The organism is Vibrio sp. AND4 (genome assembly GCF_000171815.1).
Taxonomy (GTDB): Bacteria; Pseudomonadota; Gammaproteobacteria; order Enterobacterales; family Vibrionaceae; genus Vibrio.
Genome location: NZ_ABGR01000010.1, coordinates 79,361 through 104,676, shown reverse-complemented (window position 1 = coordinate 104,676; position 25,316 = coordinate 79,361). Strand labels below are relative to the sequence as shown.

The following is a 25,316-nucleotide window of genomic DNA, read 5'->3' as shown; positions in this document are numbered from 1 at the left end:
GAGATTTTGAAATGTCATATGTATCTTTAAGCGGTTTGTCCTCCGCTCAACTGGATTTGAACACCACCAGTAACAATATTGCGAACGCCAACACGTATGGCTTTAAAGAGTCTCGTGCGGAGTTTGGCGATGTTTACTCAAACTCTTTGTTCTCTAACGCAAAGACCACTCCAGGTGGCGGTGCACAAGCCAGCCAGGTAGCACAACAGTTCCATGAAGGTTCAAGTATTTACACCAACAACCCAATGGACTTGCGTATATCGGGCACGGGTTTCTTCTCAGTTGCGAAAGAGCGCCTTACACCGCAACAAAATGAAATGACGCGTAATGGTGCATTCCATTTGAACAAAGATAATTACATGGTAACGGCAAACGATGAGTTTCTTCTTGGTTACCAAGTCGACCCTGACTCAGGAGAGGTGGCGTCTTACGAGCCACAAGCCATCAATATACCAGCTGAATTTGGTAAGCCAAAGCAAACCGAAAATATTGAAGTCGGTGTGAATTTACCGGCAAATGCTGATTTAAAAGATCCAGCTCAGTTCGATTTCTCAGATCCAGATACGTACAACCGTTCGACTTCTTCAACGATTTACGATTCTATGGGTCAGTCTTACAAGTTAACGACTTATTACCTCAAAGACCAAAATCAGCCAAACACGTGGCAAACATACTACACAGTAACGGACAAAGATGGTGAGAAACCATTGAACGTTGCTAACGGTGATGCTGCGAGTCCTACGGGGCATGTTGGTCACACGATCAAATTCAACAATGATGGTACGCTAGCTAGCTTAAACAGTGGCCAACCAATCACATCGGTAGCGATGGGCGATCCTGCGACAAATACAACGCCAGTGGATTTGAACGGTGCGGATCCAGAGCAAACACTTAACTTTGGTCTAAATTCAGCCACTCAGTTTGCTGCACCATTTGAACTGACTAAGTTCGATGAGGATGGCGCAACAACGGGCTTCCTAACTAAAGTCGACTTCGATGAAAACGGCAACGTATTGGGTACTTACTCAAACGGTGAAAACGTAACATTGGGTCGTGTGGCGCTAGTTCGTGTTCCTAACGAGCAAGGGCTTGATAAAAAAGGTGGTACTCAATGGGATTCGACTCAAAACTCTGGTGCTAAGGTATGGGGTGAATCAAACAAAGGCTCTTTTGGTACGATCAGCAACGGTACCCTTGAGCAATCAAACATTGATATGACCCAAGAATTGGTGGACCTGATTTCTGCTCAGCGTAACTTCCAAGCAAACTCTCGTGCGTTAGAGGTTGATAACCAGTTACAACAAAACATTCTCCAGATTCGCTAGAGTCGTTCGCGAGTTCTGTCATTTGTTTCATCAAATGCTGCGAGTACTTGCAGCGTTTGATGACATGATGCGATTCATCTGGTGCTCAACCTGAAACTGGCTTAGTGCAGGTCGGGCATGATTTGATCTTCAACTTGCCGCTGTTGCCGTTAGGCGGATCAAAACATTGCCTCTCTCTTGGTTTATTCATTCTGAATTGCCACTAAAAACACCTTCTTTAATTCAAGCTTTTGATTAATAACACTATTTCAATGTTGGCATAACTATTGCTTTTACTCCCTGTACAGAGAACTTTTGGAGTAATTTATGGATCGCGCACTGTTTCTCGCAATGAGCGGCGCCAAGCAAAATATGCAGGCCCTGCAATTGCGTGCCAACAACCTAGCAAACGTGAGTACAACTGGTTTTCGCGCTGATTTAGCACAAGCTCGTTCTATGCAAGCTTACGGTGAAGGTTTGCCTTCACGTGTATTCAGCATGACGGAACGTCCAGGACATAACTTTGCTCAAGGCAGTGTGATTACAACAGGTCGTGACCTAGACGTGACAATAGAAGGTGACGGCTGGATCTCTGTTATGGATCATACTGGTAAAGAGGGTCTGACACGTAACGGTAACCTAAAAGTGGATCAAAATGGCTTGCTAACTAACGCAAGTGGTCATGTGGTTTTAGGCGAAAACGATGCACCAATTACCTTACCAATCCCAGTCTCTAAAATTGAAATAGGTCGTGATGGCACCATCTCTGTACTGCCTCAAGGTGCACCGGCTGAAGAATTAGAAGTGGTTGATCGTATCAAGCTTGTACGCACAGACGATCAAAACTTGTTTAAAGATACCAATGGTTTATTCCGCCATAAAACTCCAAACCAGCCTTACGAAGTCGACGGTTCTATCAGCATCCAAACTGGTGCTATTGAAGGTAGTAACGTGAATGCCGTAGGTGAAATGACGGCTCTGATTGACCTTCAACGTCAGTTTGAAATGCAGGTCAAAATGATGAGCACCGCTGAAGAAATGGATAAATCTTCAGATTCATTGCTTCGTATGAGTTAACAGAGTTAGAGGTTCAAAATGCATCCAGCACTATGGGTAAGTAAAACGGGTCTAGACGCTCAGCAGACCAATATAGCAACGATTTCAAACAACTTGGCGAACGCTTCAACGGTTGGTTTTAAAAAGAGCCGTGCAGTTTTTGAAGATTTGTTCTATCAAAATATCAATCAACCGGGCGGCCAGTCCTCTCAAAACACGGAACTGCCAAGTGGTTTGATGTTGGGGGCGGGCTCTAAAGTCGTGGCCACGCAAAAAGTGCACACGCACGGAAATGCACAGACTACCACCAACGCGCTGGACATGATGGTGGAAGGTGATGGCTTCTTCCAAGTGACCTTGCCTGACGGCAATATTGGGTACACTCGTAACGGTCAGTTCACGCTGGATGGTGAAGGAACCTTAGTGACTTCTGGTTCTGGTTACGCTGTTGAACCTGAGATAGTGATTCCTGAAGACGCGATTTCTATCACAGTTGGCACAGACGGTGAAGTCTCGGTTCGTGTCCGTGGTGAGCAAAACAATGTGGTAGTAGGACAGTTAACCATTACTGATTTCGTTAACCCAGGTGGCTTAGAGCCAATCGGGCAGAACCTTTATCTTCCGACTGGTGCAAGTGGTGATCCACAAGAAGGCGTTCCTGGTCTGGATGGTTTAGGTGAAATTCGTCAATCCATGTTAGAAGCATCGAACGTGAATGTGACAGAAGAGCTGGTCAATATGATCGAGGCTCAGCGCGTGTATGAAATGAACTCAAAAGTAATCTCATCGGTCGATAAGATGATGAGCTTCATTAACCAGCAGTTGTAATCGCTAAGATCGGGATTTAGGAAGCCAATGATGAAACGTATTTGTCTACTTGCACTTATTACGACCATGTCTGGTTGTGCGATGCTAAAACCTATCGAAACTGACGAAGTTAGCCAAGCGACAACGGTGGTGGATGCGGTTGAAGGCGACAAATCGAAAGACGAGAGCAGCGGCATCATCGATACTCTGCGCGGCAGAACCGATCCGGTGGCAGGTGACCCGGCATGGTCGCCGATTCATCCGAAGCAAAAACCGGAACACTACGCAGCGGCAACGGGTTCGCTATTTAGCGCAGACCACATTACTGACCTTTACGATGATTCTAAACCGCGTGGGGTCGGCGACATTATTACTGTGACGCTAGACGAGACAACACGTGCAACGAAAAGCGCCAATGCCGACTTATCAAAAACCAATGATGCGAAAATGGAACCTCTGTCTGTCGGTGGTCAAGAGCTACAGATTGGCGGAAAATATAACTTCTCGTACGATCTGAACAACACCAATACCTTTGCAGGCGACTCTTCAGCCAAGCAAAGCAATAGTATCAGTGGCTATATCACGGTAGAAGTGATTGAAGTGCTGGCAAACGGCAACTTAGTGATCCGCGGCGAGAAGTGGATGACATTGAATACTGGTGATGAGTACATCCGCCTCAGCGGTACTATTCGCCCTGATGATATAAATTTCGATAATACCATTGCCTCAAACCGCGTTTCTAATGCAAGAATTCAATACTCTGGTACTGGCCTACCACAAGATATGCAAGAGCCGGGCTTTTTGGCACGATTCTTTAATGTAGCCTTGTAAGCGTCCGCATCGACGGCAATTTGACTGCACGAGATTAAGTAAGCATGAAGAGAATCCTATTAGTACTGTTGAGTGTTGCGTTATTTGCAACCACAGCCCAAGCTGCGCGTATCAAAGACGTGGCGCAAGTAGCCGGTGTGCGTAGCAACCAACTAGTGGGTTATGGCTTAGTTTCTGGCTTACCGGGCACGGGCGAATCGAACCCGTTTACCGAGCAAAGCTTTGCGGCAATGCTGCAAAACTTCGGCATCCAAATGCCGCCAGGGACGAAACCAAAGATTAAAAACGTTGCCGCTGTGATGGTAACGGCAACCTTGCCGCCATTTTCAAAGCCGGGACAACAAGTGGATGTGACTGTCTCTTCGGTCGGCAGTGCAAAAAGTCTCCGCGGCGGTACTTTGCTACAAACCTTTCTAAAAGGTTTAGACGGACAAGTTTACGCTGTTGCTCAAGGAAACCTTGTTGTGAGCGGCTTTAGTGCAGAGGGTGCAGACGGCTCCAAGATTGTAGGCAACAATCCAACGGTTGGCCTTATCTCAAGCGGAGCCACGGTAGAGCGTGAAATTCCCAATCCATTTGGCCGTGGCGATTACATCACATTTAACCTGCTTGATTCTGATTTCACAACGGCGCAGCGCATGGCGGATAGCGTGAATAATTTCCTTGGCCCTCAAATGGCCAGTGCGGTTGATGCCACTTCTGTTCGTGTTCGTGCGCCACGTGATGTAAGCCAGAGAGTTGCGTTTTTATCTGCCATCGAAAATCTAGAATTTGATCCTGCTGACGGGGCTGCGAAAATCATTGTGAATTCTCGCACTGGTACCATTGTTGTCGGCAAGCACGTTCGTCTCAAACCAGCGGCCGTTACGCACGGCGGCATGACAGTTGCGATCAAAGAGAACCTCAATGTTAGCCAACCTAACGGCTTTTCTGGTGGTCAAACGGTTGTGGTGCCAGATTCTGATATCGAAATAAGCGAAGAGAAAGGCAAGATGTTCAAATTTGAACCGGGTTTGACCTTGGATGACCTCGTCCGTGCCGTCAATGAAGTCGGCGCAGCTCCTTCGGATTTGATGGCGATTCTGCAAGCATTAAAACAAGCTGGTGCCATTGAAGGCCAGCTGATCATCATCTAATCGATTAGGAGAGCAATCATGGTCAATAATCCTAACGATATCGGTTTTATTCACGACATCAGCTCACTTGATTCGCTTCGTCAGAAAGCGGTGAAAGAGGGCAAAGAGGGTGAGCATGAAGCGCTGCAAGCTGCGGCGCGTCAGTTTGAATCTATCTTCACGTCAATGATGCTGAAATCGATGCGCGAGGCGAATGAAGGCTTCGAGTCGAATTTGATGAACAGCCAAAATGGAAAGTTCTATCGTCAAATGCTGGATGAGCAGACGGCGAGTAACTTGAGCGCGTCAGGTTCGATGGGTTTAGCTGACATGATTGTAAAGCAGCTGACCGTTGGTCAAGGTGATGATAAGAGTGAGACGGCGATGCGTGATGCGGCAAATAGTGCTGTTGAATACCGCCGTGTGGATCCGAAGAAAGCGCGTGAGATTGAACAGCGTTTGATTGAGTCGGGCCAACTGCCCCGCTCGGGCTCTGAGCCATCACGTTTCGATTCACCAGAGTCTTTTGTTCATTCAATGAAGCCTTACGCAGTCCGAGCAGCGAAAGCCTTGGGTGTCGAACCTTCATTACTGCTTGCTCAAGCTGCTCTAGAAACTGGCTGGGGGCAAAAAGTGGTAAAAAATGCGCGCGGTAGCAGTAATAACCTGTTCAACATAAAAGCAGACCGCAGTTGGCAGGGTGATAAAGTCACCACTCAAACACTGGAATTTCACGACAAGACGCCCGTTAAAGAGACCGCTGCGTTCCGTTCTTACTCGAATTACCAAGACAGCTTTAATGACTACGTGCGCTTTTTGAACGAGAATCCTCGTTACGAAACAGCATTAGAGCAAGGTGGTGATTCTGAATCTTTTATTCGCGGCATTCACAGTGCAGGGTACGCAACAGACCCAAGCTATGCAGACAAGGTACTGCAAGTGAAACAAAGAATAGAGAACATGTGATCCAATTCGATGTTGTACGTCGAGAGACTTTCTAGTAAGGCTTGCCATGGTGCAAGCCTTTCTTTTTCAGTGCATTATTGTTCCTTTTAAGTTGGCATATCTTTTGCTTTGTAGATGAGTAGGTAATCGGTTAATCCCGGTTTTAATTGGTTTTTGGGGGCATGTATGGCGTCAGATTTGTTGAATGTAGGTACACAAAGTGTGCTTACTGCTCAGCGACAGTTGAACACAACTGGTCATAACATTTCTAATGCAAATACAGAAGGTTACAGTCGACAGTCTGTCATTCAAGGTACTAACGACCCGCGTCAACTGGGTGGTTCCACCTATGGCATGGGCGTGCACGTGGAAAATGTTCGCCGCTCTTGGGATGAATTTGCCGTCAAAGAACTCAACCTATCCACGACCAATTACGCCAGCAAGTTAGATAACGAGAAGAACCTCGATCTGCTATCAAGTATGTTGTCTTCGGTCGCATCAAAAAAGATCCCTGAGAACATGAACGAATGGTTTGATGCAGTAAAAACCATGGCGGATACCCCAAATGATATGGGGGCGCGTAAGGTGGTGTTGGAAAAAGCCAAGTTGTTCAGCGATACCCTAAACGAATTTCACGAAACCGTGCGTCAGCAATCGGATGTGACCAACAAGTCACTGGATATGGGCATTGAACGAATGAATCAACTTGCAGTTGAGATCCGTGATGTTCATCGATTGATGATGCGTACTCCTGGTCCTCATAATGATTTAATGGACCAACATGAAAAACTGGTTAAAGAGCTGTCTGAATACACCAAGGTGACGGTCACCCCGCGCAAAAATTCAGAGGGTTTTAACGTCCATATCGGCAACGGTCATACTCTAGTTTCGGGTACGGAAGCGAGTCAATTAAAGATGATTGACGGCTCTCCTGATGTCCATCAACGTCGCCTTGCTATGGTTGAAGGTGGTGGTATTAAAGCGATTAAGTCGGATGATATTGACGGCAAAATTGGCGCATTACTTAAGATGCGTGACGAGCATATTCCACAGGTGATGGACGAATTAGGCCGCGTAGCGACGGCATTTTCTAGCGAAGTGAATCATCTGCAATCGCAGGGCTTGGATCACTATGGTCACATAGGTGAACCACTATTTACTGATGTGAACTCAGAGTCGTTAGCGAAATCTCGCGTCGTAGTTGGCCCTCAATCGACCGCAGATATGGCCGTTTATGTTAATGATATCAGCGCGCTGAAAGGCGGTGAATATTCATTGCGTTATGATGGCGACAGCTACAACGTGACGAAACCAAACGGTGAGACCGTCAAACTGAACACTGGCGCTGACAATGCGATTTATATCGATGGCATGCGTGTTGAAGTTCGCAATGAACCAAAAGTTGGTGAGCATGTCCTGCTTCGCCCTACACGAAGTAGTGCAGCACAAATCAAAGTAGAAACCCAAGATCCAAAAGCGATTGCCGCACAAAGTTATGAGGCTTCGACCACTTTTGCTCAAGGTAATGCTGAGTTCGAGATTCTTGGTGCGGGCGATCTGCGAGAGTTTGAAGTGGTGGTGTCGCCAATGGGTGACCAATTTGCTGTGACAGATACTGAGGGTAATGTGCTCATGGCACCGCAGCCATACCCACCGAACGGTCCTGTTGCGGTAAGTTTACCAAGTAACCACCCAAGCTACAGAGATGGCAGTGCGACCGTATTTGAACTCAGTCCCGGCGCATTGGCGAATGATAAGTTCACTGCCAACCTAGTGCCATCTGAAGGCGACAACGGCAACTTGCGCAAAATGCAAGAAATCCAAACCGAAAAGAAGATGAACGGCAATGAATCGACGATCATGAGCCTGTACTTCAACTTAAACACTAATGTCGGGTTGAAAACATCAACCGCAAGTCGATTAGCGGATGTTGCTCAGTTAGAAAGCGAAGCCGCGCAAGAACGTGTGGCGTCGATCTCGGGGGTGAACCTCGATGAAGAAGCGGCAAACATGATGAAGTTTCAACAGGCTTATATGGCCTCTTCTCGTGTGATGCAGGCGGCGAATGATACCTTTAACACCATTTTGCAGTTGCGCTAAAGGAGGCCTTAGATGTTAACGCGAATTTCTAGCTTCCATAACTATCAGTCTGTACAGAACGATCTTCGTCGTCAGGAAAATAAAATCCATCATAACCAGGAGCAATTGGCCTCTGGTAAGCAATTGATTAAACCAAGTGATGATCCTCTGGCTACGCACTATATCCAAAGTATTGGTCAGCAAGAAGAGCAGATAAAACAGTACCTAGATGCGATTGTACTGGTGCGTAACCGCCTAGAAAACCAAGAGGTGGTTGTGTCCAATGCTGAGCAATTTATTGATGAGTCGAAGCGTATTTCGATGGAAATGATCAACGGTGCCTTCTCTCCAGAAGACCGTGCAGCGAAAAAACGTGAATTGGAAGAAATCGCCAATAACTTCATGGCGCTTGCGAATACTCAAGATGAGTCGGGTAACTACGTTTTTGCTGGCACAAAGCCCAAAACTCAACCTTTCTTCCGCGACTACGACGGCAGCGTTGTGTATACCGGGGACGATTATCAACGCAAAATGAAGGTCGCCAGCAATATTGAATTAGGTATTAATTATCCGGGCAATAAAGTGTTTTCGGAGATCCCAAATCCATTTGGGGATTTCCAACCGCAGTACGACCTGCAAGAGGGCTCAGAGCTGCTGCTTAGTCAAGCGACCAGTGCTTCGCAAGACGACTCTAATTACACGGTGACTTTCGTGGACATGAGCAATGGCAAATTTGGCTATCAATTGGAAAAAGATGGCAGCGTCGTTCAAGTTGATGACTATTCACCCATTGATGGGATTAAATACGAGGGCGTCAACATTCAACTGAAAGGCCAAGTCTCCGCAGGGGATAGTATTACGCTAGAGCCGCGCCAGACTTTTAGTATTTTTGATGCGTTTAAAGAAACCATGCAGTGGTCCGAGAGCTCGGTATCTGATGCCTCGGCGACGGCACAGTTGCATCAAATGACGGAAGAATTTCAAGCGGCATTCGTCCACATGAACAAAGTCAGAACGGATGTTGGCGCTAATTTGAGTACGCTCGATATTCAAGAGCAAAACCACGAAGATTTTAATTTGTCTCTGGCGAAAGCGAAGAGCAATTTTGAGGACTTGGATTACTCCAAGGCAGTGATTGAGTTCAGTGAGAACTCTCGTGCGCTGCAAGCCTCACAACAAGCATTTGGTAAAACGAAAGACCTGACGTTGTTTAACTATATTTAACTATATTTTATGCCATGAATGCGATGTAACTCGTTGGGTAATCAGTGAGATGTTCGGTATACCACCTGATTTTAATGCCTTATGTGCCAAGCCTTAAGTGCGAGAAATCAGCGGTTAACACGAGTATTACTGACTAAGCGGCACGAATTTACCGAAAGCGGCAATCAGGTTAGCGAGCGTTAGAGCGGCATTGGAGCAACATCACACGTTTAATAACACAATAAATCGAGAGCAAGACAAGATTTATGCTTTGGAACCTAGCGTCACTTGGTTATGCCTATTTATTTCGAAGAAATAAATAATTTAAAACAAGTTGGCACACTAATTGTATTGATGTTGTCATAAATAGCTTGCGAGTTCTAAATTTTGTCATGCCGACAGATTTAGCTAACAATTTTTACGGTCAGTGCTTATCCAAATGAGAGTAAAGCTGGCCGCTTCGCACAAGCTTGCGAACTCAACAGGAGAGCAAAATGGCTGTAACAGTTAGTACTAACGTCTCCGCGATGACCGCGCAGCGTTACTTAAATAAGGCGTCCAACGAACTTAACACCTCAATGGAGCGCCTGTCCTCTGGTCACAAGATTAATAGTGCAAAAGACGATGCGGCAGGTCTGCAGATATCTAACCGTCTTACTGCGCAGTCTCGTGGTCTTGATGTGGCGATGCGCAACGCGAATGATGGTATCTCGATTGCTCAAACGGCAGAGGGAGCGATGAACGAAGCGACGTCCGTCATGCAGCGTATGCGTGATTTGGCGATTCAATCATCAAACGGTACTAACTCTCCGTCAGAGCGCCAAGCGATCAACGAAGAATCCACAGCATTGATTGATGAGTTAAACCGTATCGCGGAAACGACATCATTTGGTGGTCGACGTTTACTTAACGGTTCGTTTGGCGAAGCTGCATTCCAAATCGGTTCAAGTTCTGGTGAAGCGATGATCATGGCACTCACGAGCATCCGTGCGGATGACCAACGTATGGGTGGTGTCACTTTCTTCTCAGAAAACGGCAAAGACAAAGACTGGGGCGTGGACCCGACGAAAGCGGATTTAAAAATCACTCTTCCAGGCATGGGTGAAGACGAAGACGGTAACCCGGACGATCTAGAAATCAACATCAACGCGAAGTCAGGCGACGATATTGAAGAGTTGGCAACGTACATCAACGGTCAATCTGATATGATCAACGCTTCGGTAAGCGAAGATGGCAAACTACAAATATTTGTCGAGCACCCGAACGTGCAAGGTGATATTTCAATCTCTGGTGGTCTAGCATCGGATTTAGGTCTAAGTGATGAAGCAGTGCGCACATCAGTGCAAGACATCGATATGACAACCGTGCAAGGTTCTCAAAACGCGATTTCTGTACTCGATTCTGCGCTTAAGTATGTTGATTCACAACGTGCAGATCTAGGTGCGAAACAAAACCGTCTAAGCCATAGCATTAACAACTTGGCGAACATCCAAGAAAACGTTGATGCGTCAAACAGCCGAATTAAAGACACGGATTTTGCGAAAGAAACCACGCAAATGACCAAGGCTCAAATTTTGCAACAGGCAGGGACTTCAATTCTTGCTCAAGCGAAACAGTTGCCAAACTCTGCGATGTCACTATTGCAGTAGTTTACCTAGCCTGTATTCAATACATTCAGACGTGAATGGGAAGACAGGCTTATGGCAAGCAACGTTATAATAGAATGTGCGGCTCTCTCATCTCTCACCTGCCAATCATTTTCAATGTAAGGTTGCAAAACGGTATGTCAGATAGGTGTTCATTTCTCTTGATCTCCATATAGGCTCTGACGACCAAACTAGCCCCAGTTCTCTCAAAGGAAAAGGGGCTTTTTCTTTTCTATCGCCCAGAGAAACCTTTACCCTCCCACACCTAACTTACCGCTTTCACAAGACGTTTGGTTGTTCTTTGAGCAATTTACAACACTTGGCTTAAACGTCAGAAACTTGAGCTCTTTTTTCTGCTTTTCATTCATTTTCCAAGCTAAATCTCGCAAATTCACTTTTTTTGATTTTTTTCTAAAGCTTCTGAAAACCGAGTCGTTAACAGAAGTAACTTTGAGAGAACTACTTGGTTTTCCGAGACGTCGGAAACCGCTACACCGGAAAATCAATTGGAGAAATCACCATGGCAGTGAATGTAAATACAAACGTATCAGCGATGACCGCTCAGCGTTACCTAAACAACGCAAACTCAGCACAACAAACCTCTATGGAGCGTTTGTCTTCAGGTTTCAAAATCAACAGCGCGAAAGACGACGCTGCGGGTCTTCAAATCTCGAACCGCTTGAACGTACAAAGCCGTGGCTTGGATGTGGCTGTTCGTAACGCGAACGACGGTATCTCGATTGCACAAACAGCAGAAGGTGCAATGAATGAGACGACTAACATCCTACAACGTATGCGTGACCTGTCTCTTCAATCAGCGAACGGCTCTAACTCAAAATCTGAGCGTGTTGCGATTCAAGAAGAAGTAACGGCACTGAACGATGAACTAAACCGTATCGCTGAAACGACGTCTTTCGGTGGTAACAAGCTTTTAAACGGTACACACGGTACGAAATCATTCCAAATCGGTGCGGATAACGGTGAAGCCGTCATGCTGGAACTGAAAGACATGCGCTCTGATAACGCACAAATGGGCGGCCAGAGCTACCAAACTGAGAGCGCAAAAGACAAAAACTGGAACGTACAAGAGGGCTCTAACGACCTGAAAATGACGTTTACAGATAACTTTGGCCAAGAACAAGAGATCGATATCACTGCAAAAGCAGGCGACGACATCGAAGAGCTAGCAACCTACATCAACGGTCAACAAGACTCGGTAAAAGCGTCGGTGACTGAAGACGGCAAGCTACAAATGTTCGCGGGCAACAACAAGGTTACAGGCAATGTCGATTTCTCTGGTGGCCTTGCTGGTGAGCTAGATATCCAAGACGGCAAAGAAGTGACGGTTGATACTATCGACGTGACATCTGTGGGTGGTGCACAAGAGTCTGTGGCAATCATAGATGCAGCACTAAAATACGTAGACAGTAATCGTGCAGAGCTGGGCGCGTTCCAAAACCGTTTCGACCATGCAATCAATAACTTGGATAACATCAACGAGAACGTAAACGCGTCGAAGAGCCGTATTAAAGATACTGACTTCGCGAAGGAAACGACTCAAATGACCAAGTCACAAATTCTATCGCAAGCGTCAAGTTCTATTCTTGCGCAAGCGAAACAAGCGCCTAACTCAGCGCTAAGTCTACTTGGTTAATTAATCTAGTGCGATGTGATACAAAAGCCAGGTTCATCCCTGGCTTTTTGCGTATTCAAATCACGTATTAGGGCACTATCGGTGAAAGGAGTTCATATCGATTAGATGGTCTCTTTAAATACGAATATCACTGCGATGATGACGCAGCGACACCTCAGTCATGCGGCTGAGAAAAATATAGAATCACAGCGGAATCTTACTTCGGGGTATCGGATTAATTCCGCCAGTGATGACGCGGCTGGGTTACAGATCTCCAATACTCTTAATGTCCAAACAAGAGGGCTAGATGTCGCCTTGAGAAATGCGCATGATGCGTATTCGGTGGCACAAACCGCAGAGGGGGCTTTGCATGAGAGTAGTGATATATTGCAACGCTTACGCTCGTTGGGGCTTCAAGCAGCAAACGGCAGCTATGATTCGAGTGATCGACAAAGCATCCAGCACGAAGTTGTCGCGCTGCAAGATGAGATAGAGCGTGTCGCGATCACGACAACATTTGGCGATAAAAATCTATTCAATGGATCTTACGGCTCACAAAGTTTCCACATAGGCGCAAACGCCAACTCAATCTCTTTGACGTTACATAATATGCGTAGCCACATTCCAGAGATGGGAGGGCAGCATTATGTGGGTGATGCGCTCGATAAAGATTGGCGAGTCACTAAAGATAATCAAACTCTCCAACTTGAATACCAAGACAACAAAGGGCAAACACAAACGGAATCTATCAGGCTTAAATTGGGTGATCGCATTGAACAGGTTGCCACCTACATTAATGCACAGCAAGCAACGGTGAGTGCTTCAGTTACCCAAGATAATGAATTGCAATTTTTCACCTCGACGCTAAATGCGCCTGAGGGCGTTAAGTTCGAGGGAAGTCTGGCGGATGATCTTGATGTCGATACTGGTGAGTTAGTCACAATAGACGACATCGATATGTCGACGGCTGGTGGCGCACAACTTTCTATTGGCGTGATTGATGCGGCGATTAAGTACGTTGATTCACATCGAAGTGAAATAGGCGGCTTTCAAAACCGTATTAGTAGTGCCATGGATAACCTTAATACGGTGAATCGTAGTGTCACTGAATCAAAGGGGCGGATAAGAGACACCGATTTTGCCCGAGAGTCGACTGAAATAGTGCGGTCGCAGGTTCTGCAAGATGCCACGACGGCGTTGCTAGCTCAAGCAAAGGAGAGACCACGTTCGGCTCTGGGCTTACTCAGTTAATTAGCCCTAAACATTCAAAGCGGTAGCCACATAAATTTTAGATAATAAAAAACGCTGCCATTGGCAGCGTTTTTTCGTGTTCGGCTAAGTAAAAATTACTTAGTTACACGTAGAACAGAAGTTTCGCCAACAGTAACAGAACCAGAAAGCTTGTTCAGCTCTTTGATTTCGTCCATGTTAGAGATAACTACTGGAGTAAGCGTTGATTTTGCTTTTTCTTCTAGAAGAGCTAGGTCGAATTCAATTACAGTGTCGCCAGCTTTAACTGTTTGACCTTCTTCAGCGATACGCTTGAAACCTTCGCCTTTCAATTCAACAGTGTCGATACCAAAGTGAACGAATAGCTCGATACCGTCGTCAGACTCGATAGAGAACGCATGGTTTGTCTCGAAGATCTTACCGATAGTGCCGTTTACAGGAGCTACCATTTTGTTGCCAGCAGGTTTGATAGCAATACCATCACCAACGATTTTCTCAGCGAAAACAACATCTGGCACATCTTCGATGTTCACGATCTCACCAGAAAGAGGTGCGATGATTTCGATTGCACCAGCGTCAGCGCTGTCGTCAGATACTAGCTTCTTAAGTTTGTCAAACAGACCCATTGTGTCATGCTCCTAACGTTTTATTTAATTCTGTCGAATTATAGTATACCAATCTTTAGAGATAGACGACTTTTTTTGAGCGTCTATCTCATTGGAATTCGTTGATTATTGAGTTTTTTCTGCAATGAACTTTTCGACTACAGCTTCGATTTCTGCCGCTGTTGGTAGAGAAAGTGCTTCTTCAGCCATTGCTTTCACTTCTGCGAAGTTAGAGTTACGGATAACCTTCTTCACTTTAGGGATAGAAATACCGCTCATCGAGAACTCGTCTAGCCCCATGCCCAGAAGTAGAAGTGTCGCGCGCTCATCACCAGCGAGTTCGCCACACATACCAGTCCACTTACCTTCAGCGTGAGATGCATCGATAACTTGCTTGATCACAGTAAGTACAGCTGGTGATAGTGGGTTGTACAGATGAGAAATCATCTCGTTACCACGGTCAACCGCTAGTGTGTACTGAGTTAGGTCGTTTGTGCCGATAGAGAAGAAAGATACTTCCTTCGCTAGGTGGTGTGCGATAGCTGCTGCAGCTGGAGTCTCAACCATGACACCGATTTCGATATTTTCGTCAAATGCATGACCTTCAGCGCGCAGTTCTGCTTTGTACTCTTCGATTGCTTTCTTAAGCTCACGGATTTCTTCAACCGAGATGATCATCGGGAACATGATACGCAGTTTACCGTGTGCAGAAGCACGTAGGATGCCACGTAGCTGGTCTCGTAAGATTTCACGACGATCCAAGCTGATACGCACTGCACGCCAGCCAAGGAAAGGGTTCATCTCTTTCGGAAGGTCCATGTATGGAAGATCTTTGTCACCACCGATATCCATAGTACGGATAATGACAGACTCACCGTTCATTGCTTCAGCAACGTCTTTGTATGCTTGGTATTGCTCTTCTTCCGTTGGAAGTGCGTCACGGTCCATGAATAGGAATTCAGTGCGGTACAGACCAACACCTTCGCCACCGTTACGGATGATACCGTCACAGTCTTTCACTGTACCTATGTTGCCGCAAACTTCCACGCGGTGACCGTCAGTTGTTTCTGCGTGAAGGTCTTTTAGTTTCGCTAGCTCTTCTTTTTCTGCAAGGAATGCCGCTTTAACGGCCTTCGCTTCTTCAAGTTCAGCTTCAGATGGGTTGATAACGACCTTATTATTCATCGCGTCAAGAATCAGCATGTCGCCATTCTTAACTTGTTTCGTGATGTCGTTAGTACCAACGATAGCCGGAAGCTCAAGAGAGCGAGCCATGATTGAAGTATGAGAAGTACGACCGCCGATGTCACAAGCAAAACCAAGAACGTAATCTAGGTTGATCTGTGCAGTTTCAGATGGCGTTAGGTCGTAAGCGACTAGGATAACTTCTTGGTCGATATCACTTAGAGAAACGATGTTGATACCTAGTGCATTCTTAACGAAACGAGAACCGATATCGCGGATATCTGTTGCACGTTCTTTTAGGTATTCGTCGTCTAGAGACTCAAGAGCACATGCTTGCTCTTCGATCACAGAGTGGATAGCGTGATCCGCTGTCATCTTGTCGTTTTTGATAAGTGCTAGGATTTCCTCTTCTAGCTCTTCGTCTTCAAGAAGCATGATGTGACCTTCAAAGATCGCTTCTTTTTCTTCACCGAAAGTTTCAAGCGCTTTTTGCTTGATGGTTTCTAGTTGAGCTGCAGATTTGTTACGAGCGTCAAAGAAACGCGCAACTTCTGTTTCTACTTGATCATCAGAAATGGTGTTGGTGTTTAGGACAATTTCATCTTCTTGAAGTAGTAGTGCTTTACCGATCGCAATACCAGGAGATGCTAGGATGCCTGAAATCATAGCCTTACCTTAAGTTGGTCAACTTTATAAAACGGGAGAATAATGGGTGCGCTAACGAATAGTATTAGCTTAATTTGAGCCTATTTCCAACGAAGCCATTTTGCTTTCGCGAAATGGCTTCCGAAATAGGAGACCGAATTAGTGTAGTTGGTCCATTAGAGCAACTAGGTGGTCAACTGCTTGTTCTGCTTGCGGGCCTTCAGCAGAGATAGTTACTAGAGTACCTTTTACTAGACCTAGTGTTTGCAGTTTGAATAGGCTCTTAGCGCTAGCGCTTTTGCCGTTAGAAGTCACAGTGATATCCGCGTCGAATGCTTTAGCTTCTTTAACGAACTGTGCAGCTGGACGAGTGTGAAGACCGTTTTCTGCTGTGATTTCTACTTGCTTCTCGTACATGTGATATACCCCAATAAATGTATTTTTTGTAAGTTCGTAACTAATACTTAGCTTAACTGCTTTACTCTATGTGCGCTAGCACGGGTTAGTTCAAAGCGTGTCAGAACTGATATTAGTCAAAAGTTTAATTATTACGCAACGGCTTATGCGCGTAATGGCACTGAAAACTTTTTTAACTAGGTTCTTTATTTTGCACCTAAAAATAAAACGTACTGATATTACCAAAGGTAGGGCAGGGATCAACAAAAAAGCCCCTGAACGGGGCTTTTTTAAACGAAAAATTGATTTGGCTACATATTACTGTTGGTTCTCTTTGTCGGTAAAGATACCAGCAAATAGCGCGCTACTTAGGTAACGCTCACCTGAACTTGGCAGAACGGTTACAATCGTTTTTCCGGCAAATTCAGGTAGTTCAGCAATTCGGTTTGCCGCAACGACAGCTGCACCTGATGATATGCCAGCGAGAATACCTTCTTCTTCCATTAGGCGACGAGCCATCTCGATAGCCTCTTCAGAGGTGACTTGCTCAACACGGTCAAGAAGTTCCAAATCTAAGTTTCCAGGAATGAAACCAGCACCGATACCTTGGATTTTGTGTGGCGCGGGTTGAATTTCTTCACCGGCGAGTGCCTGTGCAATCACTGGTGATTCAGACGGCTCTACTGCTACCGAAGTGATGGCCTTACCCTTCTCGCCTTTTATGTAGCGACTGGTACCTGTAATCGTACCGCCCGTACCGACACCTGCGACAAATACATCGATTTCACCGTCCGTTGCTTCCCAAATTTCAGGACCAGTGGTTTTCTCGTGAATTTCTGGGTTAGCGGGGTTGTTGAACTGTTGCAGAAGAAGGTACTTATCTGGGTTACCCGCGGCAATTTCCTCTGCTTTAGCAATGGCACCTTTCATGCCTTTTGCTGCCTCCGTTAGCTCTAGATTCGCACCTAGCGCTTTGAGCAGCTTACGGCGTTCAAGGCTCATAGACTCTGGCATCGTTAATGTCAATTTGTAACCACGAGCAGCTGCGACGAATGCAAGCGCTACACCCGTATTACCGCTGGTTGGCTCGACTAGCTCGACGCCGGGCTTAAGCGTACCTGCTTTTTCCGCTTCCCATATCATGTTTGCGCCGATACGACATTTCACGCTGAAACTTGGGTTACGTGCTTCGATTTTGGCGAGTACTTTACCCTTGCTCACTTTATTTAGGCGAACGAGAGGCGTATTACCAATGGTAAGAGTGTTGTCTTCGTAGATCTTGCTCATAGTGATGTTCCTTCATTACACATTTCGTGAATATGCTTAGAAGAATATGCGCTATGAAAAAAAGGGAAAAGGATTAAAAAGTTATAACTTATGAGGTTGGCCGAGAAATGGGACTATGATCGGGGAGGCTGATTAACCCTCCCCTGATAGCGATAAAAGTGCGCTATTGCGGATGTTTAAATTCTTTTACCCACATGGCTGTTGCGCCACATACTGCAACTGGCATAACGATAAGGTTAAGAATTGGAATGGTTGTAAAGACAGAAACCAACACACCAAAGCCGTATACTTTGCCTTGCTTTTGTTTCAATCGGTAACGCATCTCATTGAAAGACACCTTATGGTTATCAAATGGATAATCACAGTATTGAATTGCTAGCATCCATGCGGTGAAAATGAACCATAAAAAAGGCCCAACGGTTTGACCCAAAGCAGGGATGAGTAGCAGTAAAAATAGACCGATTGCCTTTGGTAGCACGTACAGTAGCTTGCGCCATTCACGAGACATTATTCTCGGCAGATCTTTTATCAATGCAGTAAAGCCATCTTCACTGACTTTTTGCCCGGTGAGTGACTCTTCAACTTTCTCTGCCAACAAGCCGTTGAATGGTGCGGCGATAAAATTGGCTAATGTGCTAAAAAAGTATGAGAAGGTGGCAAGAATGGTCAATACTAAAATTGGCCACAAAATATAGGTAAGCCAAGAGAGTAACGCAGGCAGTTTGCCTATCCAGCTCTCGATCCAAATATCGAGGTGGGAGAATAAATAGAAGATAGCGCCACCAACAAGCAAGATGTTGGCCAGTAGGGGTAAGACGACAAAGCGACGTATCTCTGGAGAAAGTGCTATTTGAATTCCATAAAGGAAGTAGCCGAATCCGGTTCTAGGGTGAGTGTTTGACTTCATATCCATTTTGCTTCGTGTAAGTGAGGTATCATTGTACCTGTGGATGTTTTTCTTTCAATGCCCTAACAATTTAGGTCTTGTAAAATAGAATCGTGGCAAGAATCACAACAAAAAGCGGAACTTCTTGCATTAAGTTGTTCTAAACCTACATATAGTTTTGGTAAAGTAAAAGCATCATTCGGATTTATTGCACTTGAGGTGCTGCTCGAGGATGTGTGAGCAGTAAGAACAAGTTGATTGAGAGTAAATAATGCAGGAATTGCGATTCGTACTCATTGTTGTCGGCGCATTGGCCATCGCCGCATTGCTGTTCCATGGTTTATGGACAAGCAAAAAAGAAGGCAAAGCAAAATTTGGTAACAAGCCACTTGGTAAGTTGGACCTTGACCAGGCAGATAAAAGTGTTCCTGAGCAAGAGCGTGATTTTGCGCCTGCTCCCGAAGACGATTTTGAAGTTATCCGTAAAGATCGCAAAGAACCAGACTTTGGGATGGAGAGTTCATTTGAGAATAAGTTCGCTCCTGATCCGTTGATCGATGACGTTCTTGACAGGAAAGAAGAGAAACATCATCAAGACGAGCAAGAAATCCCAGCTTTTGTTGCGACTAAGAATGATGATGAGCAAGTCGAGTCATTACTGGAAGAATCGGTACAAGTTTCTGCTGAACTCGAAGAAATCGCAGAAACGGAACAAGATAACCAATCAGCATTAGAGGCGCATTTAGCCCCACAAGCGTCGGAATTTGGCGTGATACAAGAGACAGTTGACCCGGTTGTCGAAGAGCCTAAGCCTGAACCAGAGATGCAAGTGATTGTATTGAACGTTCACTGTGCTGGTGATGAGCCTTTCGTCGGTACCCAGTTATTTGACAGCATGCAACAAAACGGCCTGATTTACGGCGAGATGAATATTTTCCACCGCCATGTAGATTTATCTGGTAATGGCAAAGTGCTCTTCAGCGTCGCCAATATGATGCAACCCGGTACACTAGAGCATGGTGATCCTGCAGAATTTAGCACCAAAGGTATCTCGTTCTTCATGACGCTACCTTGTTATGGCGAAGCAGACCAAAACTTCAACCTAATGCTGCGTATTGCACAACAAATTGCTGACGATATGGGCGGTAACGTTCTGGACGATCAACGTAACTTGATGACGCCTGATCGATTGGCAACCTATCGGCGCCAAATAGTTGAGTTTAATGCTGTGAACGCATAACCTTAACACCAAATAACTAAAGGGCTCCGATCGGAGCCTTTTTTCTTAGATTCCTAACCTCATTGATGAATATACACGAGGCTTTAATATGTCTGAATCAGTACTTCAGCAACTAGAAGAACTAAAAGAGTCGCTGCATTATCACGCTGTTCGCTACTACGTGGAAGATAACCCAGAGATTCCTGATGCTGAATACGATCGTATGATGCGTGAACTATTGGATATTGAAGCCGAACACCCAGATCTGGTGACTGTAGACTCTCCAAGCCAACGTGTTGGTGGTCAGCCATTATCTGAATTTAGCCAAGTGACGCATGAAGTGCCTATGTTGTCGTTGGACAATGCTTTCGACGATGCAGAGCTCGATGGTTTTCATAAACGCGCGCAAGATCGTGTTGTTGCTCATAACATTAAACAATACTGCTGTGAGCCAAAGCTTGATGGCCTCGCTGTGAGCTTACTGTATGAAAATGGAGTATTAGTGCAAGCTGCGACACGTGGTGATGGCACGACGGGTGAAAACATCACGGAGAACGTACGCACCATCAGTGCCATTCCATTAAAGCTACAAGGTGAAAACTGGCCGACACGTCTAGAAGTTCGCGGTGAAGTGTTTATGCCAAAAGCGGGCTTTGACAAGCTTAACGAGCTTGCACGTAAAAAAGGTGAGAAGGTTTTTGTTAACCCACGTAACGCAGCAGCGGGCAGTTTGCGTCAATTAGATTCACGTATCACGGCTTCACGCCCACTGAGCTTTTACGCCTACAGCGTTGGTGTCGTCGAGGGGGCTGTGCTCGCCAACAGTCACTATGAGCGATTCTTGCAAATCAAATCTTGGGGCCTGCCAATGTGTCCTGAAACTAGGTGTGTTGACAATTTGGAAGAGGTGAAAGCTTACTACCGGGATATTCTTGTACGTCGCGAGGCTTTGGCCTACGAAATTGACGGTGTTGTCATCAAGGTGGACGACATTGTGATTCAAGAGCGATTGGGCTTTGTTGCTCGTGCACCTCGCTGGGCGATAGCTTATAAATTTCCAGCTCAGGAAGAAATCACAACGTTAAACGAAGTCGAGTTCCAAGTGGGGCGTACCGGCGCAATTACGCCAGTCGCCAAGCTTGAGCCAATATTTGTCGGTGGTGTGACTGTCTCAAACGCTACGCTTCATAACGCTGATGAAATTGAACGTTTACAAGTGATGGTGGGTGATCAAGTTGTTATTCGCCGTGCTGGTGATGTGATCCCGCAAGTTGTGTCGGTAATTAAAGAACGCCGACCAGAAACCGCTCGTGAGATCATCTTCCCAAATGCTTGTCCAGTATGTGGCTCTCACGTTGAGCGTATCGAGGGTGAGGCAGTCACACGTTGCACTGGTGGTTTAGTTTGTCAGGCTCAACGGAAAGAAGCGTTAAAGCATTTTGTCTCTCGAAAGGCGCTCGATGTTGATGGATTGGGCGATAAAGTGATTGAGCAGCTGGTCGATCGTGAGATGGTTGAAACACCTGCTGACTTATTTAAGCTTTCCGCGGGCGTATTGACGGTATTGGACCGAATGGGGCCTAAATCTGCGACCAATGTTGTCAACGCGCTTGAAAAATCAAAACTGACAACGCTACCGCGCTTCTTGTACTCACTTGGTATTCGTGAAGTCGGGGAGGCGACCGCGGCTAACCTAGCACAGTACTTCAAAAACTTAGATGCGATTCAGCAAGCAACAGAAGAGCAATTGGTTGACGTTCAGGATATCGGTGTGGTGGTGGCAAAGCACATTACGACCTTCTTTAGTGAAGAGAAAAACCAAGCCGTTGTTCAAGACTTGTTAGCACAAGGCATCAACTGGCCTGACATTGCTTCACCGCAAGAAGGTGCTGAACGACCACTAGAAGGCAAAACAGTGGTGTTAACGGGCACTCTTTCTCAGTTAGGTCGCTCAGAAGCAAAAGAAGCACTGCAAAACCTCGGTGCGAAAGTAACCGGTAGTGTATCGAAGAAAACGGACATTCTGTTCGCAGGTGAAAATGCGGGTTCTAAGCTTACCAAGGCGCAAGAGCTAGGTATTGAAATTCAAACTGAGCAAGATTTACTCAACTTGATGAAATAACACCATAGAGAACGGAAAGCCTTCTGTTAGCCCTAAATGTCAGTCGTTTAGGGCTTTTTCTTTGCGATTAAAAAGTGACTCCCCATAACCCTCCCAGTTCGTTTTTTATTGATTTAAGTGATCAAGATCCCCCAATCAGTTATTCATGTTTCATGGCAAAAATATGCGGCTCACTTCAAAGTAATCTTTTTCTTTATTTTAAGTTATTAATTCTAAAAGATTTATTCTTATCAGATCTTTATTGTTAAAGATAACAGTGAGTTCAATGACGTAAATGGAATTTTGTCGTTGGTCATATTTTTTTAGAAAAGAAATAAGTTCCATTTGGATGTTTTTAGCTGCGAAGTTAGTCTTAACGACCATATATGCAATGTGTATATATGAAGTAAAAATTATCTGAATTAGGAATGACTTAGGTCTATTCAGGAATTTACTTCTCTCCTTCGGCGGCCAACTTAAGGTGAGAAAGAAAAACACAGCTATACCCATTTTTAGGAGTTTTTCCATGGACAAAAATTTGAAGGTATCTGCTTTTACAGCAGCAATGTTGGGGGCATTTGCAAGTGCGCCTACAATGGCGAATGACCCAATTGGACCAGAGTACGCCAGCCAAGTTTCAGAGTTTTTCTCTGAGTCTACTATCAGCGGTAACGTCAACTTTTTTATGCGTGCTCGTGACCGAGGTAACGTAGATGCGAATGGTAATGACACCAAAAAGGTAACCAACTTAGACCACGGCTCTATCTTTGCAAATCTAGGTTTCAACTCTGGCTACGTGGGGGATGTTGTTGGCCTAGATGTTGTTGTCTTTAGTACATTCGACATGTGGCAAAACGGCGGTGCAGACCACGAAATGAACTTCTGGGGAGTAAACAACCCGTACGATAAAGCAGCGAAAGACAGCGCATGCTCTGATGTATGGACTGACTGCACTGATAACGGTGTGTCATTTGCAACAGCAGCAGCAAAATTCAAACTAGGTAGTTCTGCGACGGCGAAACTTGGTTACTTTCAACCATCTGTACCTAGTTCCCTAGGTGTTAACTGGTCATTCGCCCCAGGTACCTACTTAGGAGGGGAAGTTGGCGGAAAAATCGGAGGTTTTGATTTAGGTTTGGTCGTTGCGACCGAATATAAAGCTCCGTGGTTCAAAGAAACTTACGAGTTTAGAACAACAAAAGGCAAAGATGCAGGCACACTTTATTCTGTAGGTGGTCGTTACACCTTAAATAATGGTATCTCTCTGGACGCCGCATACGGTGGCTTATCTGATGGGGACCGTAGGAATGCTCATTTCAAGGTGAAGGGTACAACGGATGGCGGTCTGTACTGGTCTCCTCAATTGTATATTGTTGATGATAACGAACAGTACGACAGCACTGCATTCCAGCTAGCACTTTTGACAAGCCTTTCTTCTGGTCAGTATTCGTACCGTGCTGAAGCAACGTATACTGGTGCTGATTCCGGTGACCCAGCAAACGTTGGTAACATGTCTTACCGTTTAACTAGTCAATATGGTGGTTCAAACGGAGCTTACGAAATCTGGTGGAATAACCGTTCAGATTTCAACCATGATGAAGAGCTTGCGGTATTTGCTTCTGTGTCTCGTGATTTCTCTGACATCGGTGGTAAAGGTTTTAGTGCTGGCCTAAGTGGTGCTTACGGCTTTGGTTCATCCGCTCAAGGCTTCGATGATCTTAGTGAGTATGCCTACAGTGTTTTTGCAAATTATGCTATCCAAGCAGGGGCGCTTAAAGACGCCAACATCAGCTTCTACTACACGAATTACTACAATGACACCAACGCTCCAAACTGGACTGGTTACTCTAACTTGTTCCAAGATGAAGAAGATTTCAAGCTAGCGTTAACCATTCCTTTCGCTGTTAAATAAGTGATTCGAATAAAATAAATATTGTCTAAAAAGCTGAGCATATGTTCAGCTTTTTGCTTTATAAGCTAAGGAGATAAAGATGAAGAAATTGCTGTTCGGCCTTTTTGTACTTTCGACTCTTCAGGCTTGTGCTAGCAGTCCAAAAACAGCAGAAGAGTTTTGGTATGGGCAAGGTGAACGTTTTGGAGCGAGTGGTTATCAATACGACAATAATGTTTTAGCAAACTTAAAAAAGAAGGTTTCTTTTGACGAAGCATCTTATAAGAAGGGTTATGAAGCGGGTAAAGCAGAGTTCTGTGACCCTTTCACAGCATTTAGCAAAGGGGTTCAAGGTATTCGTTATACTGACCAGTGTTCAGGTCAGCCTCAAGAAGTCATGATCAAAGCGGAGTGGCAGCGAGGTTGGGATGCCTTCATTGGTTCTGACTTCTATAAGTTCTAACGGAGTATTTTTGTATGGTCAACGAAGTTTACCTTTCTATAGTATCGATAAACTTCGTTAAAACCATTGATAATTATTTAAAAGTACCGCCGTACATTGTACATAATTCACGTGGCAGGTGCTTTACTGTCCCATCATCAAAAGTGCAATTTACCCCAGCACCAAATACATGTCCTGCGGAGTTTTTTGCCAAAGAAATGGGTGATGAAAAAACTAAACAAGCAATAAATAGAGCAGTAATATTTTTCATGATGAATCCTCTTCATTATTAAATAGCAAGTTCAGACTGGCTAATTTACTGTTAGATTCTAAATTGGCGTCTTCTATTTCTTTATCATCCTATGGTGATATTGAAATAAGACAAATAGCATGTCACCACAAATACCATTAAATGGGGATCATTACATATCAGGTGTCACCACACTTTTGGTGAAACAGCTTGTGCAGATAAACACTTTCTACGCAAGCGTAGCGAAACACAGGTCACCTGTCGTGCTTAATTGTTACCTAGGGTAAAAAGCAGCATCTGATGACAAGTACATGCGTTAAGTATGTATAGAGTCCTAGAAAGATCAAAATTAAATTCAATAATGTTTTATTTTTTAAAATAAATTTAGGGCTCAAAATAGAAATTATATTTCGCTATGTACTTGAATTTTTCAATTTCAATAATTTAATACTGGCGAGAAAAGAGGAAAGCTAGTGATATATATATTACTTAATTTTTAGGGATTATTTAAATAAGTCAATGATACAGAAGAGGTAGTTGGAATTAGTAGGGGACATATA

Annotated in this window: 21 protein-coding genes; 15 read left to right on the top strand and 6 right to left on the bottom strand. The window is 45.0% G+C overall.

Annotated features, from left to right (window positions below):
• Positions 1 to 11 precede the first annotated feature (11 nt).
• From flgE to AND4_RS12050, 11 genes are all read left to right on the top strand, one after another.
• Positions 12 to 1,325, top strand: coding sequence for a flagellar hook protein FlgE (gene flgE / locus AND4_RS12100; RefSeq protein WP_009843262.1), 1,314 nt, complete (start codon positions 12 to 14; stop codon positions 1,323 to 1,325).
• A 306-nt stretch (positions 1,326 to 1,631) separates the two neighbouring features.
• Positions 1,632 to 2,381 carry a flagellar basal body rod protein FlgF gene (locus tag AND4_RS12095; protein WP_009843261.1) on the top strand — a complete coding sequence of 250 codons (750 nt, stop codon included), beginning with the start codon at positions 1,632 to 1,634 and terminating at the stop codon, positions 2,379 to 2,381.
• A gap of 18 nt (positions 2,382 to 2,399) precedes the next feature.
• Positions 2,400 to 3,188: a flagellar basal-body rod protein FlgG gene (flgG, locus tag AND4_RS12090; protein ID WP_009843260.1), complete on the top strand. Its 789-nt coding sequence runs from the start codon at positions 2,400 to 2,402 to the stop codon at positions 3,186 to 3,188.
• Between the two features lie 30 nt (positions 3,189 to 3,218).
• Entirely contained in the window at positions 3,219 to 3,998 is a 780-nt protein-coding gene (gene flgH / locus AND4_RS12085) for a flagellar basal body L-ring protein FlgH (RefSeq protein ID WP_009843259.1), read from the top strand.
• A 44-nt stretch (positions 3,999 to 4,042) separates the two neighbouring features.
• Positions 4,043 to 5,134 carry a flagellar basal body P-ring protein FlgI gene (locus AND4_RS12080; protein WP_009843258.1) on the top strand — a complete coding sequence of 364 codons (1,092 nt, stop codon included), beginning with the start codon at positions 4,043 to 4,045 and terminating at the stop codon, positions 5,132 to 5,134.
• Positions 5,135 to 5,152: 18 nt separating this feature from the next.
• On the top strand, positions 5,153 to 6,079 hold the full coding sequence (flgJ, locus tag AND4_RS12075; protein ID WP_009843257.1) for a flagellar assembly peptidoglycan hydrolase FlgJ: 927 nt from the start codon (positions 5,153 to 5,155) through the stop codon (positions 6,077 to 6,079).
• 165 nt (positions 6,080 to 6,244) lie between these two features.
• Positions 6,245 to 8,158: a flagellar hook-associated protein FlgK gene (gene flgK, locus AND4_RS12070; RefSeq protein WP_009843256.1), complete on the top strand. Its 1,914-nt coding sequence runs from the start codon at positions 6,245 to 6,247 to the stop codon at positions 8,156 to 8,158.
• Positions 8,159 to 8,170: 12 nt separating this feature from the next.
• The gene (flgL, locus tag AND4_RS12065) at positions 8,171 to 9,361 is read left to right on the top strand and encodes a flagellar hook-associated protein FlgL (protein WP_009843255.1); all 1,191 of its coding nucleotides are present in this window, start codon (positions 8,171 to 8,173) and stop codon (positions 9,359 to 9,361) included.
• Positions 9,362 to 9,834: 473 nt separating this feature from the next.
• Positions 9,835 to 10,989 carry a flagellin gene (locus AND4_RS12060; RefSeq protein WP_009843254.1) on the top strand — a complete coding sequence of 385 codons (1,155 nt, stop codon included), beginning with the start codon at positions 9,835 to 9,837 and terminating at the stop codon, positions 10,987 to 10,989.
• Positions 10,990 to 11,506: 517 nt separating this feature from the next.
• Complete coding sequence (locus AND4_RS12055) at positions 11,507 to 12,640, top strand: flagellin (protein WP_009842512.1); 1,134 nt, start codon at positions 11,507 to 11,509, stop codon at positions 12,638 to 12,640.
• Positions 12,641 to 12,745: 105 nt separating this feature from the next.
• Positions 12,746 to 13,870 (top strand): flagellin, encoded by a 1,125-nt coding sequence (locus AND4_RS12050; RefSeq protein ID WP_009843253.1) that lies wholly within the window; start codon positions 12,746 to 12,748, stop codon positions 13,868 to 13,870.
• A gap of 95 nt (positions 13,871 to 13,965) precedes the next feature.
• Here AND4_RS12050 and crr read toward each other — a convergent pair whose 3' ends face one another.
• The 5 genes from crr to cysZ form a co-directional block, all read right to left on the bottom strand.
• Positions 13,966 to 14,475: a PTS glucose transporter subunit IIA gene (gene crr, locus AND4_RS12045; protein ID WP_009843252.1), complete on the bottom strand. Its 510-nt coding sequence runs from the start codon at positions 14,473 to 14,475 to the stop codon at positions 13,966 to 13,968.
• Between the two features lie 105 nt (positions 14,476 to 14,580).
• Positions 14,581 to 16,305 carry a phosphoenolpyruvate-protein phosphotransferase PtsI gene (gene ptsI, locus AND4_RS12040; RefSeq protein ID WP_009843251.1) on the bottom strand — a complete coding sequence of 575 codons (1,725 nt, stop codon included), beginning with the start codon at positions 16,303 to 16,305 and terminating at the stop codon, positions 14,581 to 14,583.
• Positions 16,306 to 16,443: 138 nt separating this feature from the next.
• Positions 16,444 to 16,701 carry an HPr family phosphocarrier protein gene (locus AND4_RS12035; protein ID WP_009843250.1) on the bottom strand — a complete coding sequence of 86 codons (258 nt, stop codon included), beginning with the start codon at positions 16,699 to 16,701 and terminating at the stop codon, positions 16,444 to 16,446.
• Positions 16,702 to 16,998: 297 nt separating this feature from the next.
• The gene (gene cysK, locus AND4_RS12030) at positions 16,999 to 17,967 is read right to left on the bottom strand and encodes a cysteine synthase A (RefSeq protein ID WP_009843249.1); all 969 of its coding nucleotides are present in this window, start codon (positions 17,965 to 17,967) and stop codon (positions 16,999 to 17,001) included.
• A 163-nt stretch (positions 17,968 to 18,130) separates the two neighbouring features.
• Positions 18,131 to 18,874, bottom strand: a complete 744-nt coding sequence (gene cysZ / locus AND4_RS12025) for a sulfate transporter CysZ (protein ID WP_043991650.1) — start codon at positions 18,872 to 18,874, stop codon at positions 18,131 to 18,133.
• 250 nt (positions 18,875 to 19,124) lie between these two features.
• Here cysZ and zipA point away from each other — a divergent pair, with 250 nt between their 5' ends.
• The 4 genes from zipA to AND4_RS12000 all read left to right on the top strand — a co-directional run bounded on the left by zipA (position 19,125) and on the right by AND4_RS12000 (position 24,527).
• Positions 19,125 to 20,093 (top strand): cell division protein ZipA, encoded by a 969-nt coding sequence (gene zipA, locus AND4_RS12020; protein WP_009843247.1) that lies wholly within the window; start codon positions 19,125 to 19,127, stop codon positions 20,091 to 20,093.
• Between the two features lie 88 nt (positions 20,094 to 20,181).
• Positions 20,182 to 22,194, top strand: a complete 2,013-nt coding sequence (ligA, locus tag AND4_RS12015) for an NAD-dependent DNA ligase LigA (protein WP_009843246.1) — start codon at positions 20,182 to 20,184, stop codon at positions 22,192 to 22,194.
• Positions 22,195 to 22,699: 505 nt separating this feature from the next.
• On the top strand, positions 22,700 to 24,085 hold the full coding sequence (locus tag AND4_RS12005) for a hypothetical protein (RefSeq protein WP_009843244.1): 1,386 nt from the start codon (positions 22,700 to 22,702) through the stop codon (positions 24,083 to 24,085).
• Between the two features lie 79 nt (positions 24,086 to 24,164).
• On the top strand, positions 24,165 to 24,527 hold the full coding sequence (locus tag AND4_RS12000) for a DUF2799 domain-containing protein (RefSeq protein WP_009843243.1): 363 nt from the start codon (positions 24,165 to 24,167) through the stop codon (positions 24,525 to 24,527).
• 73 nt (positions 24,528 to 24,600) lie between these two features.
• Here AND4_RS12000 and AND4_RS20275 read toward each other — a convergent pair whose 3' ends face one another.
• Positions 24,601 to 24,777, bottom strand: a complete 177-nt coding sequence (locus AND4_RS20275; RefSeq protein WP_186004052.1) for a hypothetical protein — start codon at positions 24,775 to 24,777, stop codon at positions 24,601 to 24,603.
• Positions 24,778 to 25,316 lie beyond the last annotated feature (539 nt).

Bases quoted from the DNA above. Each gene is read 5' to 3' on its own strand.
- flgE (WP_009843262.1), top strand. From the start codon at position 12: ATGTCATATGTATCTTTAAGCGGTTTGTCCTCCGCTCAACTGGATTTG.
- AND4_RS12095 (WP_009843261.1), top strand. From the start codon at position 1,632: ATGGATCGCGCACTGTTTCTCGCAATGAGCGGCGCCAAGCAAAATATG.
- flgG (WP_009843260.1), top strand. From the start codon at position 2,400: ATGCATCCAGCACTATGGGTAAGTAAAACGGGTCTAGACGCTCAGCAG.
- flgH (WP_009843259.1), top strand. From the start codon at position 3,219: ATGAAACGTATTTGTCTACTTGCACTTATTACGACCATGTCTGGTTGT.
- AND4_RS12080 (WP_009843258.1), top strand. From the start codon at position 4,043: ATGAAGAGAATCCTATTAGTACTGTTGAGTGTTGCGTTATTTGCAACC.
- flgJ (WP_009843257.1), top strand. From the start codon at position 5,153: ATGGTCAATAATCCTAACGATATCGGTTTTATTCACGACATCAGCTCA.
- flgK (WP_009843256.1), top strand. From the start codon at position 6,245: ATGGCGTCAGATTTGTTGAATGTAGGTACACAAAGTGTGCTTACTGCT.
- flgL (WP_009843255.1), top strand. From the start codon at position 8,171: ATGTTAACGCGAATTTCTAGCTTCCATAACTATCAGTCTGTACAGAAC.
- AND4_RS12060 (WP_009843254.1), top strand. From the start codon at position 9,835: ATGGCTGTAACAGTTAGTACTAACGTCTCCGCGATGACCGCGCAGCGT.
- AND4_RS12055 (WP_009842512.1), top strand. From the start codon at position 11,507: ATGGCAGTGAATGTAAATACAAACGTATCAGCGATGACCGCTCAGCGT.
- AND4_RS12050 (WP_009843253.1), top strand. From the start codon at position 12,746: ATGGTCTCTTTAAATACGAATATCACTGCGATGATGACGCAGCGACAC.
- crr (WP_009843252.1), bottom strand. From the start codon at position 14,475: ATGGGTCTGTTTGACAAACTTAAGAAGCTAGTATCTGACGACAGCGCT.
- ptsI (WP_009843251.1), bottom strand. From the start codon at position 16,305: ATGATTTCAGGCATCCTAGCATCTCCTGGTATTGCGATCGGTAAAGCA.
- AND4_RS12035 (WP_009843250.1), bottom strand. From the start codon at position 16,701: ATGTACGAGAAGCAAGTAGAAATCACAGCAGAAAACGGTCTTCACACT.
- cysK (WP_009843249.1), bottom strand. From the start codon at position 17,967: ATGAGCAAGATCTACGAAGACAACACTCTTACCATTGGTAATACGCCT.
- cysZ (WP_043991650.1), bottom strand. From the start codon at position 18,874: ATGAAGTCAAACACTCACCCTAGAACCGGATTCGGCTACTTCCTTTAT.
- zipA (WP_009843247.1), top strand. From the start codon at position 19,125: ATGCAGGAATTGCGATTCGTACTCATTGTTGTCGGCGCATTGGCCATC.
- ligA (WP_009843246.1), top strand. From the start codon at position 20,182: ATGTCTGAATCAGTACTTCAGCAACTAGAAGAACTAAAAGAGTCGCTG.
- AND4_RS12005 (WP_009843244.1), top strand. From the start codon at position 22,700: ATGGACAAAAATTTGAAGGTATCTGCTTTTACAGCAGCAATGTTGGGG.
- AND4_RS12000 (WP_009843243.1), top strand. From the start codon at position 24,165: ATGAAGAAATTGCTGTTCGGCCTTTTTGTACTTTCGACTCTTCAGGCT.
- AND4_RS20275 (WP_186004052.1), bottom strand. From the start codon at position 24,777: ATGAAAAATATTACTGCTCTATTTATTGCTTGTTTAGTTTTTTCATCA.